At 62.2% G+C, this 16,859-nt stretch carries 16 protein-coding genes; 4 read left to right on the forward strand and 12 right to left on the reverse strand.

Features of this window, described 5'->3' with window-relative positions:
• Positions 1-11 precede the first annotated feature (11 nt).
• From RI103_RS34260 to RI103_RS34280, 5 genes are all read right to left on the reverse strand, one after another.
• Positions 12-446, reverse strand: coding sequence for a CpaD family pilus assembly lipoprotein (locus tag RI103_RS34260; RefSeq protein WP_409077058.1), 435 nt, complete (start codon positions 444-446; stop codon positions 12-14).
• A gap of 13 nt (positions 447-459) precedes the next feature.
• The gene (locus RI103_RS34265; RefSeq protein WP_310819223.1) at positions 460-1,893 is read right to left on the reverse strand and encodes a type II and III secretion system protein family protein; all 1,434 of its coding nucleotides are present in this window, start codon (positions 1,891-1,893) and stop codon (positions 460-462) included.
• A gap of 8 nt (positions 1,894-1,901) precedes the next feature.
• Positions 1,902-2,924: a Flp pilus assembly protein CpaB gene (gene cpaB, locus RI103_RS34270; protein WP_310819224.1), complete on the reverse strand. Its 1,023-nt coding sequence runs from the start codon at positions 2,922-2,924 to the stop codon at positions 1,902-1,904.
• 52 nt (positions 2,925-2,976) lie between these two features.
• The gene (locus tag RI103_RS34275; RefSeq protein WP_310819225.1) at positions 2,977-3,513 is read right to left on the reverse strand and encodes a prepilin peptidase; all 537 of its coding nucleotides are present in this window, start codon (positions 3,511-3,513) and stop codon (positions 2,977-2,979) included.
• 73 nt (positions 3,514-3,586) lie between these two features.
• Entirely contained in the window at positions 3,587-3,766 is a 180-nt protein-coding gene (locus RI103_RS34280; protein ID WP_132380690.1) for a Flp family type IVb pilin, read from the reverse strand.
• A gap of 835 nt (positions 3,767-4,601) precedes the next feature.
• Here RI103_RS34280 and RI103_RS34285 point away from each other — a divergent pair.
• Positions 4,602-5,105 (forward strand): hypothetical protein, encoded by a 504-nt coding sequence (locus RI103_RS34285; protein WP_310819226.1) that lies wholly within the window; start codon positions 4,602-4,604, stop codon positions 5,103-5,105.
• A gap of 518 nt (positions 5,106-5,623) precedes the next feature.
• Here RI103_RS34285 and RI103_RS34290 read toward each other — a convergent pair.
• Positions 5,624-6,541, reverse strand: coding sequence for a LysR family transcriptional regulator (locus RI103_RS34290; RefSeq protein WP_310819227.1), 918 nt, complete (start codon positions 6,539-6,541; stop codon positions 5,624-5,626).
• Between the two features lie 341 nt (positions 6,542-6,882).
• Here RI103_RS34290 and RI103_RS34295 point away from each other — a divergent pair, with 341 nt between their 5' ends.
• On the forward strand, positions 6,883-7,701 hold the full coding sequence (locus RI103_RS34295) for an alpha/beta hydrolase (RefSeq protein ID WP_310819228.1): 819 nt from the start codon (positions 6,883-6,885) through the stop codon (positions 7,699-7,701).
• Positions 7,702-7,994: 293 nt separating this feature from the next.
• Here the strand turns inward: RI103_RS34295 and RI103_RS34300 are convergent, their stop codons facing one another.
• From RI103_RS34300 to RI103_RS34325, 6 genes are all read right to left on the reverse strand, one after another.
• On the reverse strand, positions 7,995-8,861 hold the full coding sequence (locus RI103_RS34300; RefSeq protein ID WP_310819229.1) for a DMT family transporter: 867 nt from the start codon (positions 8,859-8,861) through the stop codon (positions 7,995-7,997).
• A 42-nt stretch (positions 8,862-8,903) separates the two neighbouring features.
• On the reverse strand, positions 8,904-9,278 hold the full coding sequence (locus RI103_RS34305) for a hypothetical protein (protein WP_310819230.1): 375 nt from the start codon (positions 9,276-9,278) through the stop codon (positions 8,904-8,906).
• A 379-nt stretch (positions 9,279-9,657) separates the two neighbouring features.
• On the reverse strand, positions 9,658-10,641 hold the full coding sequence (locus RI103_RS34310) for an ornithine cyclodeaminase family protein (protein WP_310819231.1): 984 nt from the start codon (positions 10,639-10,641) through the stop codon (positions 9,658-9,660).
• 43 nt (positions 10,642-10,684) lie between these two features.
• On the reverse strand, positions 10,685-11,677 hold the full coding sequence (locus tag RI103_RS34315; protein ID WP_310819232.1) for an asparaginase: 993 nt from the start codon (positions 11,675-11,677) through the stop codon (positions 10,685-10,687).
• Positions 11,678-11,734: 57 nt separating this feature from the next.
• Positions 11,735-12,985: a D-amino acid dehydrogenase gene (locus tag RI103_RS34320; protein WP_310819233.1), complete on the reverse strand. Its 1,251-nt coding sequence runs from the start codon at positions 12,983-12,985 to the stop codon at positions 11,735-11,737.
• 198 nt (positions 12,986-13,183) lie between these two features.
• On the reverse strand, positions 13,184-14,263 hold the full coding sequence (locus RI103_RS34325) for a GlxA family transcriptional regulator (RefSeq protein ID WP_310819234.1): 1,080 nt from the start codon (positions 14,261-14,263) through the stop codon (positions 13,184-13,186).
• 322 nt (positions 14,264-14,585) lie between these two features.
• On the opposite strand from RI103_RS34325, the gene RI103_RS34330 reads away from it, so the two are divergent.
• Together RI103_RS34330 and RI103_RS34335 are read left to right on the forward strand one after the other, a co-directional pair.
• On the forward strand, positions 14,586-15,710 hold the full coding sequence (locus tag RI103_RS34330) for a branched-chain amino acid ABC transporter substrate-binding protein (protein ID WP_310819370.1): 1,125 nt from the start codon (positions 14,586-14,588) through the stop codon (positions 15,708-15,710).
• Between the two features lie 193 nt (positions 15,711-15,903).
• On the forward strand, positions 15,904-16,854 hold the full coding sequence (locus tag RI103_RS34335) for a branched-chain amino acid ABC transporter permease (RefSeq protein WP_310819235.1): 951 nt from the start codon (positions 15,904-15,906) through the stop codon (positions 16,852-16,854).
• The last annotated feature ends 5 nt before the right edge of the window (positions 16,855-16,859 follow it).

Here is a 16,859-nt window from a genome sequence, read left to right on the forward strand (position 1 = left end):
TGCAATCTCCGTTAGCGAGATCCCGACGACGAGCCCGTCGTCGAGTTCGACGAAGATGACGAAGAACTCGAATAGTCCGAGCTCAACGGTTTCGCCCGGTCTTCCTGGTAGCGCCGTACCGCGCTCGCGGCGAGCGGTGCGTCCGCGCCCGCGTAGGGCATGGGCGCCGCGAGGTCGGCTGGGCGCGCGAGCATCGCGGCCAGGTTCGAGTAGGTCGCGCAGCCGAACGCCACACCGGGCCGCGCCTGGCCCGCATCGCGCATGCCGGAGTGCTGCGTGAGCGTTTCGCACGCTGGCGGCGTCGCGCGTCCGCCGTCCCCGGGCGTAAAGCCGATCACGGATGGATCGGGCATGCCGAGCGGCGGCCGCGCCGCCATGCACGACGTGAGGCAGGCGCTCGCCACACCGGCGAGAATGGTGGCAATGAGGGAGAGCCGAGGATTCATTGTGGTCTCCATATCAATAGACGAAGCCCGCGGCGCCAACGAGGCGGGGCGAATTGCCCGCAAGCGGGTCGGTCGAAAGCGACTGGCGCACGGCATATTCGATGTCGCTGCTGGGGGTGATGACATCGTCCAGCGCGCCGCGCAGCCGGCCCGGCCCCGTCGGTCCGACGATATACGGTGTCACGATGACGACGAGCTCCGACTTGTTGTTCTGGTATTTCGTCGACGAGAACAGCTTGCCGAGAATGGGCAACCCGCCGAGGCCGGGAAGCTCGGAGAGCACGTCGCTCGTCGAACTCTGCAGGAGTCCGCCGATTGCAAAGCTCTGCCCGCCTGACAGCTCGACGGTGGTTTCCATGCGGCGCACGGTCAGCGCCGGGACCACGATCGAGTTCAGCGTGATGCTATTGCTCGGATCGATCTGGCTGACTTCAGGCCGTACGGTGAGGCTGATACGGTTGTCGGCGAGCACGGTCGGGGTGAAGTTCAGCGCGACGCCGTAGGGTTTGTACTCGATCGTGATCGTGCTCGTCGTGCCGCTCTGGGGCACGGGGATCGGCAGCTCACCACCTGCGAGGAAGCTCGCCGTCTGACCCGACATCGCGGTCAGGTTCGGCTCGGCCAGCATCGTCAGCAAGCCTTCCTGGTCGAGCGCGTCGAGTACGCCTTCGATCGACGTGCGGCCGGCCTTGAAGCCGCCCACCACCGAGAATGCACCACCGGCCGGCAGGTTGAACAGATTCGTCGTCGCGTCGAAAATGTCCCGCCCGTTGAACAGCCCACCGAAGAAGTTGCCGCTCGCGCCAATGGCATTCCAGTTGATGCCGAGCTGCTGCGTAATGTTGCGATCCACTTCGGTGATGCGCACGCGCAGCAGGACCTGGATCGGGTGTGCGATCGAGAGGCGGTTCACGAGTTGCTCGTTGGCGTGAAGATACGGTTGCAGCGTTTGCACAATGGCATCGGCATCCGCCGCGCTCGGCACCGCGCCAGTCACCATCAATGAGCCGGGCGCACCCGACACGGTGACCGCGAGTTTGGGAAAGCGCGCGTCGATGAGACGTTGAATCGAGGCCGTATCCGTCGACACACTGATCGTCTTGCGGAGAATTTCCCGATTGTTCGGTCCGAGTGCAAAGAGTGTCGTCGTGCCGGACTTCTTGCCGAGCACGAACACCGAGCGGGGTGTCGGCACATGGATATCGGCAACGCTCGGGTCGGCGACGAACACGGCAACGGCGGGCTGCGGCAGCTGGATCAACGTGCCACTGCCTGCTGCAACTGGCAGCACATCGGCGGGCTCGCTCGCCCATGCCGCCCCCGTACCGAGGCCGCAGAGCGTGACAATGGCAAGCAGCGCGGCGCAAATGCCGGTGACGGCAGGACGGCCGCCTGCGCAAAGCCGCGCGCAGCGTGAAAACAGCTTGCCGTGTGTGATGCTGAACATGTGTCGTCCTATGATCCTGCGGAGATGGCGGGAGCCGCGTCGGCGTGTGCGGGAGCGGCGGGCGGCGTGCCGGTGGGCAGCGGCGGCACGCCCGGCGCGCCCGTCGACGTGCTGCCGGGCAATTCGCCGTCTGCCTGGTCGACCTTCGAGCCACGGTAGATGACGACATGCGGCGCCGCTGCCGGTGTTTTTGCCGAGTGCGACACTGCCGGCGCGCTCACTGCGCGCAATGCGCGCGAGACATCGCCGGCCCACACGGGAGGTGTGTGCGTCATGGCGACATCCTCGACGTCCGGCGTGCGCCGGTCACGCGTGGCAAAACTGCGCAGCGCAAGCGAGAGCGTGCCGAGGTGAGCCGCCACCGTGATCGTCTGGGCGCTCGCCGGTGTGACTTCGATGGTCACGGTGCGAGCGGTCGTGCTCGGGGCATTCGTGTTCGAGGCGCTGTCGTCATCCTTCGGCCGACGAAACGCTGTACCGACCGCTAGCACGCGCACGCGCTCGGCGACCGTTTCCGATTCGACCGCGCGCGCGGGGGCGACCTGGGCGCCTGCTTCGGCCCGCATCTGCTGGGTCAACAGGATGTCGACATAGTCGCCAGGCTGAATGAGCCCTGCATTGCCCGACACGTCGTCAACGGCAACGGAGATCGCGCGCATACCAGGCTTGAGCGCGGCCGCAAGAAATCCGGGGGCGCTCGGCAAAATCACGTCGGCAACGCCAAGCGGCGTCCCCGCGCGTACCGCGTGCCGCAGCAGATCGCCCTTGAGGTCTTTTGCGTCGCTGCCGTTGGAGGGTTCTTCGATGAGCGCGCCGGCCGGGACCTGCTCGCGCGGCATCGTTTTCCAAACGAGGTCTACGTCGCGCAACAGCAGTCCGTCCGGCAGATCGTCGGCTGCGGCGCGCACGTGCATCATCGACGATTGGTGCGCCACACGCGGGCTCGATGCCGAAATGTACAGCGCGCGGATGATGAATGCGCCCATTGCGGCGATGACAACGAGCGCGGCTAGCTTGATGAAGTTTTGCATATGGGCGGCGTTGTATTCAGGCAAGCGGCGCACGGCTCGTGCAGCAATAACCTTAGGTGGACTCACCGAATAGTCGAAACATGGCGAGCGTCGAGCAATGACCGGCTGTGGGCTGCAGCAAGACTGCGACGATGCCGCCCAACGCGAGCGCGACGCCATACGGGACGCCCCGCGCCGGTGCAATCCAGTCAAGCTGCCTGCTCACGCCCGCGAGGGCGGGAATTCGCTGCATGCCGGCCACTGCGAGCACTGCGAGGGCAACAAGCAACCCGCACAACGAAACGACCACCAGCACCGGCCAGGATTGCGGCCCCGCCCAGAGAAAAACCGCGGCGGCGAGCTTCGCATCGCCGCCGCCGAGCCAACCCAATCGAAACATCAATGCAGCCGCGGCAAGCGATGCCGCGCCCGCGGCCAGATGGATGTCCCATGACGCACGGCCGAAACCGGTCATGGCGGCGTTGACGAAATACAGGGCGACAAACGCGGCCACGGCGGCATTGGGCAGACGCCGCATGCGCAGATCGAAACCTGCCAGCATGATGAGGGTCAGGCAGGCACCTGCTTTCACTACGCCGGGGGCTATCATCGTTTTCCGAATGTGCCGAGAAAGGTGGTCTCCGGCTCACACGTGCTCGTGCTGAGCCGGAGCATCACGACCACTACATTGCTTGGGTTGCCTTTGTGATCAGCGTCTGGAAAACGGACTGAAAGCCACCGGCACCTTGCAGGAACGTGCCAAGTGCGACCAGCACGGCGACGATGATGCCGCCCAGAACAGCATATTCCAGCGAGCTGACGCCGCGCTCGTCGCGCGAAAGGGAACGGATAAAACGCAGCATGAGAAGACTCCTTGTTAAGTAACGCCTGCATGACAGGCTTGCTACGCCGATTGGCTACGAAGGAGGACCGACTCATCCCCCCAACCCCGTCTAACGGCAATTGGCCGGCAAGCTTGAGCCCATCGCGCGCAGACTGGGATCCGGTGTGGACGCCCTTCCTTGATGTCTATCGTATTTCCGGTCGCAGCAATGCGATCCATTGAATAGAGGCATAAAACAGTTCCAGTTTTGCCTTATAAGAGCTTTTCAGGTCATACGAATAGGGCATGCGCCGTAACGCTCAGTCGCAGAAATGCAGGATCGAGCCGGACCTAACGCGGGCATTTCGACATGCTTACGGCACTGCACCGCCAGACAGTGGGCCGGGCTTGCTCAAAGCCAGGTGCCACCCTGGCCGTGAGGCGGCACAAGCGCATGCGCGGCGTCGCCGACCGGCGTCACGTGGCCTTTGCGCGAGCGGCCGGGCGGGCCGCGACGCGCGCTCATACACTCGGTCCGGCGATCCAATCGAATCGAAGCTCGACGTTGTCATGGCCGCGGTTGTCACGCCGAGTTTTCGGTTATGCAGGTAGGCTTTGCGCGCAGGCGCGGCAATCGCTTGATCCCGGACTGGCATGGCAGATGACTCTGGTTCGTATCGGGAGCACGCGAGGAACGGCCCGAGACCGGTGTCAGGCGCCGGCGCCCCGAAACGATTATGTGCCAAACGCCGGTTTGGCCCCATTGTCAGGACCATCCGGTCCGCCTCTAAAATCAGCCCTCGTCGCTGCGCCCTTTCAGGAATTGATGGAACACCGCATGGATCACCCACTTGCAATGCAAGGGAGCCAAAATAATGAAGTTCCTTGTGCGCTTCTTTACAATCGTCCATGGGGTGATGGCCATTCTCTTCACCTGCGCGGCGCTGATGTTGATTGCGATTGCTGCTCGCATCGGATCGATTGCATTGGCGAGTCAATGGGACCAGGCAAGCGCGCAATCCATCATTGAAGCTTTGGGGCTGCTGGCCGGGGCCGTTGTCGCCTTGCAGATCGCCGAGACCATCGTAGAGGAAGAGGTCATACGGGAGGCTGACGTGAGCGCGCCGACGCGGGTACGACGTTTCATGTCACGATTCCTGGTGGTTGTCGTCGTCGCGCTTGCCATCGAAGGGCTCGTGGCAACGTTCAAGGCGCTGCACCAGGATCCGTCGCAGCTTCGATATGCGGCCGGACTGATTGCGTCGACAGCCTTGCTTCTTGCCTCCTGGGGGCTGTTCGTCCACCTGAACCGGTCCGCGGAAGAGTTGGAGCCGGAGGCCATGGCGGACACGAAACGCGAAGACAAAAAAGTGCAATAGTCCAGTGCCGAATGGGTTGCCCGAATACGGGACGTCACGCCTCGCTGCGAATGGCCGCTTCAGAGAAATACCACTGTCCCTTGTGGGTCGCCTTCGGAAGTTCGAAGCTACGTCGGGGAGATCGTTCGTCGGCTGTCGACGAACTTCCGGGCTCGGCCATGACGGGTCACTCGCGTTTTGTGCCACTCTGACATTCAGACGGCGGCGCAGTCCGGCAAAGCGGCCATTCGATCTCTGTCTCCCACATTTTTAGGGTAAGGCGAGGCCTTGCTGTCAGGCTTCGATCGGACGGCGCCGGGCACCGAGCACGTCGCCGTGCCCCACGCGATGCATGTCGTCCTTTCGAAATAGAATAACCCGCGCGGGATGCCGCGTTCGACGTGACCACGGCCTACTCACGGTCGGCGCCTGCCGGTGCTTCGCGATTCGCGTAGATCGATATCCGGCCACGAACGGATGCTTCCAGTACGGCCCTTCCCAGCACAAAATCGCCGAGGCAACGGGCACGCGTCCATTACCTAGACGGCATATCGGATGATGCTCTGATCTTGAACGTTTGCGACCAACTCGTCGGCACGAGATACAAGCCGAAGGAGCAATGGAGTCGTATTTGCGTTGTTGTATCCCAGGACGAGATCAATTGTCGGAGGCACGTCGTCAAGCGCCCGGGCAACAACATTCGGTGTCAGCATATTTTGCGCATACAGGGGGATAAGCGTAACGCCACCCGTGGACGTGACGAGTGACATTGCCGACGGCAGATTCTCGCCTTCATACTCCGCCCTGAGCGTGATCCCGACTTTTGATGCGTAATCCTCAATCACGGATTTCAATACCGGAGATGTCCTCGCTGAACTGACGTAAATTTCGCGGGCAAGATCCTGCGGCCGAATCTTTTTGCGTGACGTCAGGCGATGATCCGCCGGCAGCACGGCGATCAGGGGCTCCTTTGCCAAGAACTTGAAGGACAGGCCAGAGGTTTGCGTCTCCGGACGAAGAAAGGCAACGTCCAGTTTCCCTCGCATCAGCCCGAGAGCAAGTTCTGGGGAGGACTGACTGCACAGCGTTATTTCGGCCTCCGGCGCCTCCTCCCGGAGGATGCGTAGCGCATGGGGTAGCCACACAACTTCCTGCCCGGCAAGGAAACCCATGGACAAGACAGGCTTTTCCGGCTGTTCCGCCCGCCGCGCGCCGTCAGTAGCCGCTTGAACTTGCAACAGCGCCAGGCGCGCGTGATCAAGGAAAACTCTCCCGGCGGCGGTGAGCGCCACGCCACGTGCCTGGCGCTCCAGCAACTTCACACCGACTTCGGATTCCAGGTCACGAATCTGCCGGCTCAACGACGGCTGCGACGTGTGCAGTCTCCGCTGAGCGGCCGTCAATAGGCTGCCTTCCTCCGCAACGGCAACGAAATATCGCAAATGTCGAAGTTCCATTGGATCTCCGATATGCCTTCAAGGCATAGGTAAAGTCTTACAAAGCCTTTGTCCTCAGGGAAAGGGACGCCTATCTTTGCAGTAGCTTCCGTCTAGGCATCGACGGAAGCACCGCAGTCAAACCAGTCGAATCCTGGAAGGAGAGGGCAATGTCTATAGATTTCAAGCTTAGCATCGTGTTCTGCCGCGGCATCCCATAGCAGCGTTGTCGGAGTGCGCTCCGTTCGCACGTTTTCAGATGCGCATTGTGAAATAAATCTTCGAAAGAAGCCGCTGGCAGCATTCTCGATGCCGCGCGGAGCACCAACACTTCAATCAATCTCTTATAGGAGGTACCAGCGATGCCTACGATCACCACTCCGGACGGCGTAAAGATCTTCTACAAGGACTGGGGGTCCGGTCAGCCGATCGTCTTCAGCCATGGCTGGCCCCTGTCGGCCGACGACTGGGACGCCCAGATGATGTTTTTCCTTCAGAACGGCTACCGTGTGATCGCCCATGACCGGCGCGGGCACGGTCGTTCCGAGCAAGTCGGCACCGGCAACGACATGGACCACTGGGTCGCCGACCTCGCTGCACTGACCGAGCACCTCGGTATCCGCGACGCGATCCACATCGGGCACTCCACCGGCGGAGGCGAGGTGGCCCGCTACGTCGCTCGCCACCAGGAGCGGGTCGCCAAGGCAGTGCTGGTGGCCTCGTTGACGCCGAACATGGTGAAAACCGACGCGAACCCTGCCGGTCAGCCGCAGGAGTTTTTCGACGGGGTTAAGTCAGGCGTGCTTGGTAACCGGTCGGAGTTTTACCGGGCAGTCCCGGAGGGTCCGTTCTACGGATTCAACCGTCCGGGCGCCAAGCCATCTGAGGCGGTGATCGCGAACTGGTGGCGCCAGGGCATGGCCGGCAGCGCCCAGGCCCACTACGAGACCGTCTTCTCCTGGCTGGAGGACTACACCGAAGATCTGAAGAAGATCACTGTGCCGGTCCTGGTCATGCATGGCGAAGACGACCAGATCGTCCCGTTCGCCAGTGCGGTGCCGCGCGCGGTCGACCTGCTCGCGAACGGTAAGCTGAAGGCATACCCTGGCTTTCCGCATGGCATGCTGACCACCCACGCGGACGTCCTCAACCCTGACCTTCTCGCGTTTATCAAATCCTGACGGGACGCCAACCCGAACCAGAACTAGGCAATTCGAGTGGCGCGCTCCACGGGTGCGCCACTCAACCTACGTGTCCGCTTAGGGTTGGCTTGCGCCGGTCGAGCCGCCCCACAGCGGCCATCCGACACCGGGAGGCACATTGCGCTGCGTGTTCACCTTGCGAACGCGCGTTTATAACGAGGCGTTAATATAAGTTTTCCCGCCGTCTCATTCCCCGACGGCGTCGGCGAGCGGCGCCCCTTCGAATACGAGGCATCCGCGCACGATCACGACATCGCGACATCACAACGTGCTTAACCTCCAAGCTCCTGCGGCGTTAGCTTGAGCACCACCACGCCGACGATGATTGCGGCAATCCCGGCCCACTGCAGCGCACTCGGTCGCTCGCCGCGCACGAAGAAACCGAGCAGCGCCGTGACGCCGCTCGCGAGCGAACTCAGCACAGTGACGATCGCGACGTGCCCCGTCGTCGCGCCGTACGCGAGCGAGAAGAAGCCGATGAGACTGGAGATGCTGATCGACGCGACCACCGGCACGATCGCGCGCGGCGGCGCGGCGAGCCGCCGTCCGCCGACGAGCGTCGCGAACAGGATCACGACGGCCGTCAGATAGTAGACCCACAACGCGCTGACGACACCCATGCTCTTCACCGCGAACGCGCCCTGCAGCCAGAACCCGAGGCCGAACATCAGCGCGGACAGCAGCGAGAAGCCGATCGATGCCGCCGATTCGGGCTTCCCGTCCGACGACCGCGAGATGCTCGCGAGACACGCGCCGGCGATGCACAGCGCGAGGCCGGCGATCGTCAGCGGCGTGATCGACTGGCCGGTGACGAGCGACAGCAGCGTCGTGACCGCGCCGTACAGCGAGACGATCGGCGCGACCACTGATGCCTTGCCGATCGCGAGCGCCTTCAGCAGCGACGCCATCGCGGCGAGGTTGCAGACGGCGGCGAGAATGCCGACCGCAAAGTCCGCATCGAACGCCGTGATGCCCATCGATGCGGGCCGCGCGACGAGCACCGCGCTCAGGATCAGAAAGCCGAGCGTCTGGCTGTAGAACAGCGACTTCGTCACGCCGACGCGCCGCGCGACATGTCCCGCCAGAAAATCGGTGCTGCCCCAGCACAGTGCCGAAATCAGGCCCATCAGAATTGCCATCTGGATTCCTCGTTTGTCGCGATTCGAGTATCGTGTGCGAGATCAGCCGACGCCGACCTCGACGGCTTGCGCGATCGCGCGGGCATGCTGCATCGCTTCGTCGCAACTGCTGCCGTGCGCGAGCACGACGCCGAGAATCGAGCCGAAGTTGCGCGATGCCGATGTCGACTCGAGCGGTGTACGAAGAAAGCCGCTCGCGATGTAATTCGCATGGTCCGACGTGAACGAGATCGTCTCGATGCGTCCGTGTGCCGGACTGAACACGAATGCGTCCGCAACGAAGTCGTAGCGCTCGCCTTCGCGCGCCTCGAACGGACGATCGATGCCGCACGCGAAAACTATCAGATGCGCGAGCATGTCGATACCCGTAGACCGCAATACACCTGTCTCCGTTGCGACAATAAATCTGTCACCCATTGAAAGGCCGGAGTAAAGGGGTATATCTTTCTCCTCAAGGCTCAGGCCTTGCAGCGTTGCAGAACCGTTTTAGCCATCCTGGTGGTGCGAAGCTTGATGACGCGTCCGAGCAGTATGAGACTTTGAAACCTTGAGGAACTGGTAGGTCGCTATTGTTGATTCCCAGTGATGGCAAAACAGGTCGGACCGCAGGAACGCAAACCTGAACACACCCTCGGCCATAAGGCGACGCTCGTTCCGTCGCGTCGAATGACTCCAAGCAGCAGGATTACTGCCTTTCGCGCCATCTTTGTTCTGTCCATTCATCCCGTCCACATATTTTCAAACGGCGTTCAGCTATGCCGGATCGGCGGTTCTCTCAGAACCACGCGATATGATTTCATGCCTTCGCGCTGGCGGGTTTTGCCGGACTTGCGTTCGGAACTGGAGGTATGCGCTGCATCCGCTCACCGGCCATACGGCGCGTGACTAACGCGGCGAGTGCCACATCGGCAAGGCCGAAGCCGAGCGACTTGAATACAGTAATATCTCCGGTAAAGGCTCTAGTTTGGGTTGTTCCGCTCCCAACGGTGTGACCAAGCTCAACCACATTGTCCCAATCGACGATACCTGGCCGCGCCATCAGGAGATCCCCCGCTTCGAGTCGCGCCTGTTCTAGCGATTCGACGACGAGCATGCCGGCGCGGGCGAGCACCGTATCGTCGAGTTCACGCGTGTCCGGCTTGCTCGACCCAATCGCAGCGACGAACGCGCCCGGTTTCACGTGCTCGCCATCGAAGAGAGGCGTCGTGCTACGCGTAGCTGTCACGATTACATCGGCAGCCTGAACGGCTGCTTGCGCGGCGCTTGGTTCGAAACGTATGCCGGGAAAGCAATGTTGCATTTCCTCGACCGTCTCAGCGACGTGCTCGATACCGACGATCAACACGCGCTTGATACCGGAGTCTGCGGCGATAGCACGGATATGTGCCCTGGCCTGGAGGCCGGTGCCGAACACCGCGAGAACCCTCGCATCGGTTCGCGCGAACGCTTCGAATGCAATGCGCGTGACTGCTGCGGTACGGTACTCGGTGAGCGCATCGCCGTGGACGATTGACAGCAGACGTCCATCGTCATTCGAAAAGAGCGGGATCACGAAATCGAACTTGCCTCTGTGAGTCGAATACACTTTCGCGCCGCACACGCCTGCGTTCGGCAGAATCGCTCCCATCGTGCTGAGCGTGATGTCGTCGCCCCTGGTTCTGACGCGCGGCTGAACCCGTGCCTGGCCCCTGCCATGTTCTTCCAGCGCGAGACGCAGTTCCTCAATCGCGTCGCGCATCGTGATGAGGCGGCGCACGTCGTCGTCGGTAATGAAGTGCATGATGTGTGTTTTTTGTGTGGACCGTTGTGAAGAAGCACGCGCTTCAGTAACGCTCGAAGACAGCTTGCAACGCCTGCAAGTCGCGGGCTTGTGTCAGTGCCAGCATCAGAAGGATGCGGGCTTTTGAGGGAATCTGATCCTCGACGGTGAGCCAGCCGTAGGCGTCGTCGGGTTGCGCGCCGTTACGCAACACGATGCCACTGCCGGTGCGCGATGCGCGCACGACATGAACGCCTCGCCGGACAGCATCGCGCAGCGGCTCAATGAGATGTGCTGCGACGTTGCCGTTGCCGGTGCCCGCATAGATCAAACCTTGCGCGCGGGCGGTGATCGCGCTCACTGCTTCCGGTTCAAGCGCGCCGTAGGCGTAGACGATGTCGACCTGGGGCAATGGCCCGAGCGTCTCGATCGACCACGGTGTCGCGAGCGTATGGGCACGCGATGGATGACGGTAGTAGCGTGGCTGACCTTCGATCACGTAACCAAGCGGGCCGTACGGTGAGCGGAACGCCTCGATCTTGAAGCTGTTGCTCTTCGCAACGTCTCGTGCGGTGTGGATTTCGTCGTTGGCGAACACGAGTGTGCCGAGGCCAACCGACGATGGGTGTGCAGCGACCGCGATCGCATCGTAGAGGTTCAGCGCCGCGTCGGAACTCATTGCCGACGGCGGGCGCATCGAGCCAACCACCACCACCGGTTTGGCGCTCTTGAGCGTGAGATGAAGGAAGTACGCGGTCTCCTCGATCGTGTCGGTTCCGTGCGCGATCACAGCGCCATCGACGTCGTGTTGCGCGAGCAGTGTGGACACGCGCTTACCGATCGCGAGCAGATGCTCGTTACTGAAATTCTCGGAGCCGTTTTGCAGCAACTGCTCCGTGCGCAGATTCGCCAGCGCGCAGGCATGGGGAATCGTGCTGAGAATGTCACCAATGCCACGTACAGAACACTCGTATGCGGATGTGTTGTTGGCAGCCTTGCCCTGACCGGCAATCGTGCCGCCTGTGCCGATAACGATGATGTTGGCCTTTTCTGTCATGCGATGTCGATTATGTTGGGAGAGTGAGCGCGTCACGAAGCGCGTCGCCTCGCGGGTTCAATGCGAAAGAGCAAATGTGCTGCGCAGATCCTGGCCGTTGCTGTTTGCCAGCCACTGCGCCAGCAGTGCCGCCGAACCCGTCGCAAGGGTGAAGCCGAGCGCGCCATGGCCGACGTTGAGCCATAGATTGCGGTAGCGCGTCGGTCCGACGATCGGCGTGCCACGCGGCGTCGCGGGGCGCAACCCGGTCCATTCGTTATCCGGACAGGATCTGACGATGTCGGGATACATTGCAGCCGCCTCTGTTCGCAGCGTCACAAGGCGTGTGGGATCGGGCTCGAGCGAATAACCGTCGATATCGGCGATGCCCGCGACGCGCAGCCGCTTGCCAAGCCGCGCATACACTACTTTGCGGCTGAAGTCGGTGATGCTTACGTGGGGCGCAGCCGTCTGGGGTTGCAGGTCGAACGTCAGGCTGTAGCCTTTGAGCGGATAGACCGGTACACGGATGCAAACAGACTTCAGTAACCGGGCCGCAGCCGCGCCTGAGGCGACGACGACATGATCGGATGGGAGCGGCGCACCGCCGCTCCAGGCTTCGACACGGCCGCCCGATTCAGGCCTCAGACAATCGACCGATGTGTTCATCAGGAACTGCACGCCGCGAGCGCGCAGCAGCGCTTCGAGGCTCTTGCAGAAGCGTTGGCAATCGGCCGTGTCCTCGCTTGGCGTATGGATGCCGCCCGCGAGAGAAGGCCGCAGGTGCGCGAGCGTCGGTTCTAGCTCGACGCACGCGTCGGCGCTCAATGCCTGCTGTTCGCAGCCGAGTGTACGCTGGAATTCAAGCAGTTTGACCGCGCTCTGCATCGCACCCGCGTCACGATGCAGCACGAGCTTGCCGGAGCGGACGAAATCGAAGTCGAGTGAGGGTTCGGCGGCGATCAGTTCGTGAAGCAGTGTCCGGCTCAGGAACGACAGTGACAGCAGCTTGCGTGTCGTAAGTTCGCTCTGTTCGCGCGTGCATGCTGACAGAAACTGAAAGCACCAGCGCCACTGTTCGGTGCTCAGTTTCGGGCGAAAGCGCACCGGCGAGTCGCTGCGCGTGAGCCAGCGCGGCAGCTTCGAGACCACACCAGGGCCGGCTAGCGGCGCAACATAGCTATACGATAACTGGCCGCCGTTGCCGGAGCTGGTCTCGCTCGCCACCTCCGGATGCCGGTCCGCGATCGTGACCTCGTGGCCGGCCCGGCTCAGGTAATACGCGCTGGACAGACCAATGACGCCTGCACCGAGGATCAATATCCGCATACTGCCGCACTCGCTTTTCTTCGTGTGTTTGCATGGAGGCCGTTTGCCGCAGATGCGTCATCAACCCGTCGACCGGACTGTACGGGGCCGTCGACGTCCCGGATTGCATCGATCTGCCCGAAAGTAGAAGAATCGCGACAGGCACGTGTGAAACATGATGGTCGGCGTTGAGGGGCGGCGTTGAGCCGACCCGATGAATCATGCGGCGGCGGTGCCCCGCGATGCGCGCAGCTTGCCGGGCGTCACGCCGTACGCCTCGCGAAACACGCGGATGAAATGCGCGGCGTCCGCGAATCCGCATTCGTAGGCGATGTCGGTGATCTTGCGGGTTGTATTGACGAGCATCCAGCGCGCGTAACGCAGGCGCGTGCGCCGGTAGAATTCGTTCGGTGATGCGTTCATCTCGGCCATGAACGCGCGTTCGAGATTGCGCACGCTGGTGCCGATCATCTTTGCGATGACTGCGATATTGAGTGGCGCTTCGAGGTTTTCTTCCATCAGCAGCACCGCGTGGCGCACGGTTGCATCTTCGACCGACAGGTAACCGAGCGCCGCGCGCCGCTCGACGAACGACGAGCCGCCCTGGCGGCTTACCGTCATCTGATGAATCACTTTCGATGCACGGTCGGGCCCACAGTGCAGACTGATCAGGCGCGCGGCCATTTCCACCACGGAAATGCCGCCTGCGCAGGTGATGCGGGCGCCGTCCATGAGGTAATCAGCATGCGTCATTACGCGGAGCGCGGGAAACATACGCCGGTAATCGTCGAGGTGGAAGCTGTGCACGCAGGCAACGTGGTTTTCCATCAGACCCGCGCGCGCCAGCACGAAACTACCGGTGCACACGCCGACGAGCGGAATGCCCGCGTCGGCAGCCTGTTTCAGGTAGTCCCAGTAGCGCCGGTCGACCTGATCGAGATGTGGCAGCAGCCCGCCGATCACAACGAGATAGTCGAATTGCGCAACCTCTGGAAACGTGGACTGCGCCTTTACCACAATGCCGCAGCTCGCTTCGATCAATTCGCCCTGCGTGCCGACAATCGTCCAGAGACAGCGCAGCTGGCGGCTCTGATCGCCACGATCGGCTGCGTGACGCAGCGCATCACACAGGCCGCCCAGCGACAGCATCGGAAAGCGCGGCCACAGCAGGATGCCGACACTCAGTTCCGCGCCCGAACGGCTCGCCCGAGCCTCAAGGCTACGCGGCAATGCATCCAGTTGTTCGACCAGATCGTGAGCGGTATCGGTCACTCGGGTGGGATCGGCGGCAGTCGGCATGCGCAAACTCGTGGGCGGATAGCATGGATTATACGGTGACGCATTGCGAATCGCTGGCATGCGGCCTTGCCGCAATTCTTCTATTTTCCGGCAGATCGATGCAATCCCAACGTATTGTGGCTGCATAAATTCAACCCCGCTAACGACCGGCGCCGCATTGTGAGACACAAACGATCCGGCGATGGCAGGAACACTGCCGGCATTGCAGCGGCAGACGGCCGAGTGTTTCCGATCGGCGGACGGCCATGGCCGTCCGCCCCCGGCCAACCACAACTCTTTTTTTGGGTGAAGCATGAGCAAAAGCACAACTTTGGGTCGCGGCATGGCGACCGTCGGCATTCTGGGGACATTGGCGGCCGCTGCAGTGGGCGTCGCCCGTGCCGACGAGATGGTGAAGATCGGCGAGGCCGCGCCCGTGACGGGGCCGGCCTCATATCTCGGCAAAGACACCGAGAACGGCGCCCGCCTTGCGATTGAGGAGATCAATCAGGCGGGCCTCGTGATCGGCGGAAAGAAGGTGACGCTGGTCTTCGACGCGCAGGACGATGCGGGCGACCCGCGTCAGGCCACCCAGGTCGCGCAGAAGCTGGTGGATGACAAGGTCGTTGCGGTGGTCGGCCACATGCAGTCCGGCTCGACGATTCCGGCGTCGAAGATCTACAGCGATGCAGGCATCGCGCAAGTGTCACCGTCGGCGACGAATCCGGCTTATACGCAGCAGGGCTTCAAGACCACCTATCGCGTAGTCGCCACCGATGCACAGCAAGGGCCGACGCTCGCCGACTACGCAGCGAAAACGCTGAAAGTAAAGAAGGTCGCCATCGTCGACGACTCGACCGCATACGGCCAGGGTCTTGCGGTCGAATTCGAAAAGCAGGCAAAAGCCAACGGCATCACGGTCCTGTCGCACGACGCGAGCACCGACAAGGCCGTCGATTTCCGCGCGATTCTCACCAAGATCAAGGGCGAAAAGCCGGACGTGATCATGTATGGCGGCCTCGATGGCACGGGTGGCCCGTTCGCGAAACAGGCCAAGCAGTTGGGTATCGCGGTGAAAGTGCTGGCCGGAGACGGCTTGTGCGCCGACGACCTCGCGAAACTCGCCGGCGATGCGGCCGACAACGTAATCTGCTCGATTGCTGGCGCGCCACTGCTGAAGATGGCCGAAGGTCCGGCGTTCGTCGAGCGCTACAAGAAGCGCTTCGGTTACGCACCGGTTCTGAACTCACCGTTTGCATACGACGCGGTGGGTGTCATCGTCGATGCGATGAAGCGCGCACAATCAACCGAGCCAGCGAAAATCCTCGCTGCGATGCCTGCCACCAATCATCAGGGGGTGCTCGGCGAGACGCAGTTCGATTCGAAGGGCGATCTGCGGCACGGCGTGATTTCGCTGTACAGGTACGTCGGCGGCAAGCAGGCGCTGCTCGACGTTGTGGAGAAATAGACCGGTCCTGGCGGTAGTTGTTGTTGTACCCGTATCAATCTGTCTCCAGTTTGGTCGTTGCTGAGCGGCACGGGAGCGTGATCCCTGTGCCGTTTTTTTATGACGTCGCGATTCCGAGGCGCACATGGAACCCGTTCGCACCGCCGCGCATTAGCGGGAACGGAGGTTCACAGAGATATAAGGAGAAGGAGACATGGATATCTTCATCCAGCAGATCCTGAACGGACTGGTGCTTGGCAGCGTTTATGCCATCATCGCACTGGGCTATACGATGGTTTACGGCATCCTGGGCATCATCAACTTCGCTCACGGCGACGTGTTGATGGTCGGCGCGATGGTCGCGCTTTCCGCCATAGGCGTGCTGCAGAACCACTTCCCCGGCCTCGGCAACGTGCCGACGCTGATCATCGCGCTGATCATCGCGGCAGTGGTTTGCTCGCTGGTCGGCTACACGATCGAGCGCGTGGCCTACCGGCCGTTGCGTAAAGCGCCGCGTCTCGCCCCGCTGATCACCGCGATCGGGGCGTCGATCCTCTTGCAGACCCTTGCGATGATGATCTGGTCGCGCAACCCGCTGCCGTTCCCGCAGCTGTTGCCCACCGACCCGATCAACGTGATCAAGGCCACCGACACGACGCCGGGCGCCGTGATCTCGATGACCGAAATCGTGATCATCGTGGTGGCGTTCCTCGTGATGGGCGGACTGCTGCTGCTCGTGCACAAGACCAAGCTCGGCCGCGCGATGCGTGCGATCGCCGAGAACCCGGGCGTCGCGAGCCTGATGGGCGTGAACCCGAACTTCGTGATTTCGGCGACCTTCATGATCGGCTCGGCGCTTGCCGCACTGGCCGGCGTGATGATCGCGTCCGAATACGGCAACGCACACTTCTACATGGGCTTCATCCCCGGCCTGAAGGCCTTTACCGCGGCGGTGCTGGGCGGTATCGGCAATCTCGGCGGCGCGATGGTGGGCGGTGTGATCCTCGGCCTGATCGAACAGTTGGGTGCGGGCTACATCGGCAACCTCACCGGCGGTGTGTTCGGCAGTAACTACCAGGACGTGTTCGCCTTCATTGTGCTGATCGTCGTGCTGGTGTTCCGTCCGTCGGGTCTGCTCGGTGAACGTGTTGCGGATCGGGCGTAATCGAA

The sequence above is a fragment of the Paraburkholderia sp. FT54 genome (assembly GCF_031585635.1).
GTDB lineage: Bacteria > Pseudomonadota > Gammaproteobacteria > Burkholderiales > Burkholderiaceae > Paraburkholderia.

Excerpts from the sequence above, each read along its gene's own strand:
- RI103_RS34260 (WP_409077058.1), bottom strand. The coding sequence starts at position 446 with ATGAATCCTCGGCTCTCCCTCATTGCCACCATTCTCGCCGGTGTGGCG.
- RI103_RS34265 (WP_310819223.1), bottom strand. The coding sequence starts at position 1,893 with ATGTTCAGCATCACACACGGCAAGCTGTTTTCACGCTGCGCGCGGCTT.
- cpaB (WP_310819224.1), bottom strand. The coding sequence starts at position 2,924 with ATGCAAAACTTCATCAAGCTAGCCGCGCTCGTTGTCATCGCCGCAATG.
- RI103_RS34275 (WP_310819225.1), bottom strand. The coding sequence starts at position 3,513 with ATGATAGCCCCCGGCGTAGTGAAAGCAGGTGCCTGCCTGACCCTCATC.
- RI103_RS34280 (WP_132380690.1), bottom strand. The coding sequence starts at position 3,766 with ATGCTGCGTTTTATCCGTTCCCTTTCGCGCGACGAGCGCGGCGTCAGC.
- RI103_RS34285 (WP_310819226.1), top strand. The coding sequence starts at position 4,602 with ATGAAGTTCCTTGTGCGCTTCTTTACAATCGTCCATGGGGTGATGGCC.
- RI103_RS34290 (WP_310819227.1), bottom strand. The coding sequence starts at position 6,541 with ATGGAACTTCGACATTTGCGATATTTCGTTGCCGTTGCGGAGGAAGGC.
- RI103_RS34295 (WP_310819228.1), top strand. The coding sequence starts at position 6,883 with ATGCCTACGATCACCACTCCGGACGGCGTAAAGATCTTCTACAAGGAC.
- RI103_RS34300 (WP_310819229.1), bottom strand. The coding sequence starts at position 8,861 with ATGGCAATTCTGATGGGCCTGATTTCGGCACTGTGCTGGGGCAGCACC.
- RI103_RS34305 (WP_310819230.1), bottom strand. The coding sequence starts at position 9,278 with ATGGGTGACAGATTTATTGTCGCAACGGAGACAGGTGTATTGCGGTCT.
- RI103_RS34310 (WP_310819231.1), bottom strand. The coding sequence starts at position 10,641 with ATGCACTTCATTACCGACGACGACGTGCGCCGCCTCATCACGATGCGC.
- RI103_RS34315 (WP_310819232.1), bottom strand. The coding sequence starts at position 11,677 with ATGACAGAAAAGGCCAACATCATCGTTATCGGCACAGGCGGCACGATT.
- RI103_RS34320 (WP_310819233.1), bottom strand. The coding sequence starts at position 12,985 with ATGCGGATATTGATCCTCGGTGCAGGCGTCATTGGTCTGTCCAGCGCG.
- RI103_RS34325 (WP_310819234.1), bottom strand. The coding sequence starts at position 14,263 with ATGCCGACTGCCGCCGATCCCACCCGAGTGACCGATACCGCTCACGAT.
- RI103_RS34330 (WP_310819370.1), top strand. The coding sequence starts at position 14,586 with ATGGCGACCGTCGGCATTCTGGGGACATTGGCGGCCGCTGCAGTGGGC.
- RI103_RS34335 (WP_310819235.1), top strand. The coding sequence starts at position 15,904 with ATGGATATCTTCATCCAGCAGATCCTGAACGGACTGGTGCTTGGCAGC.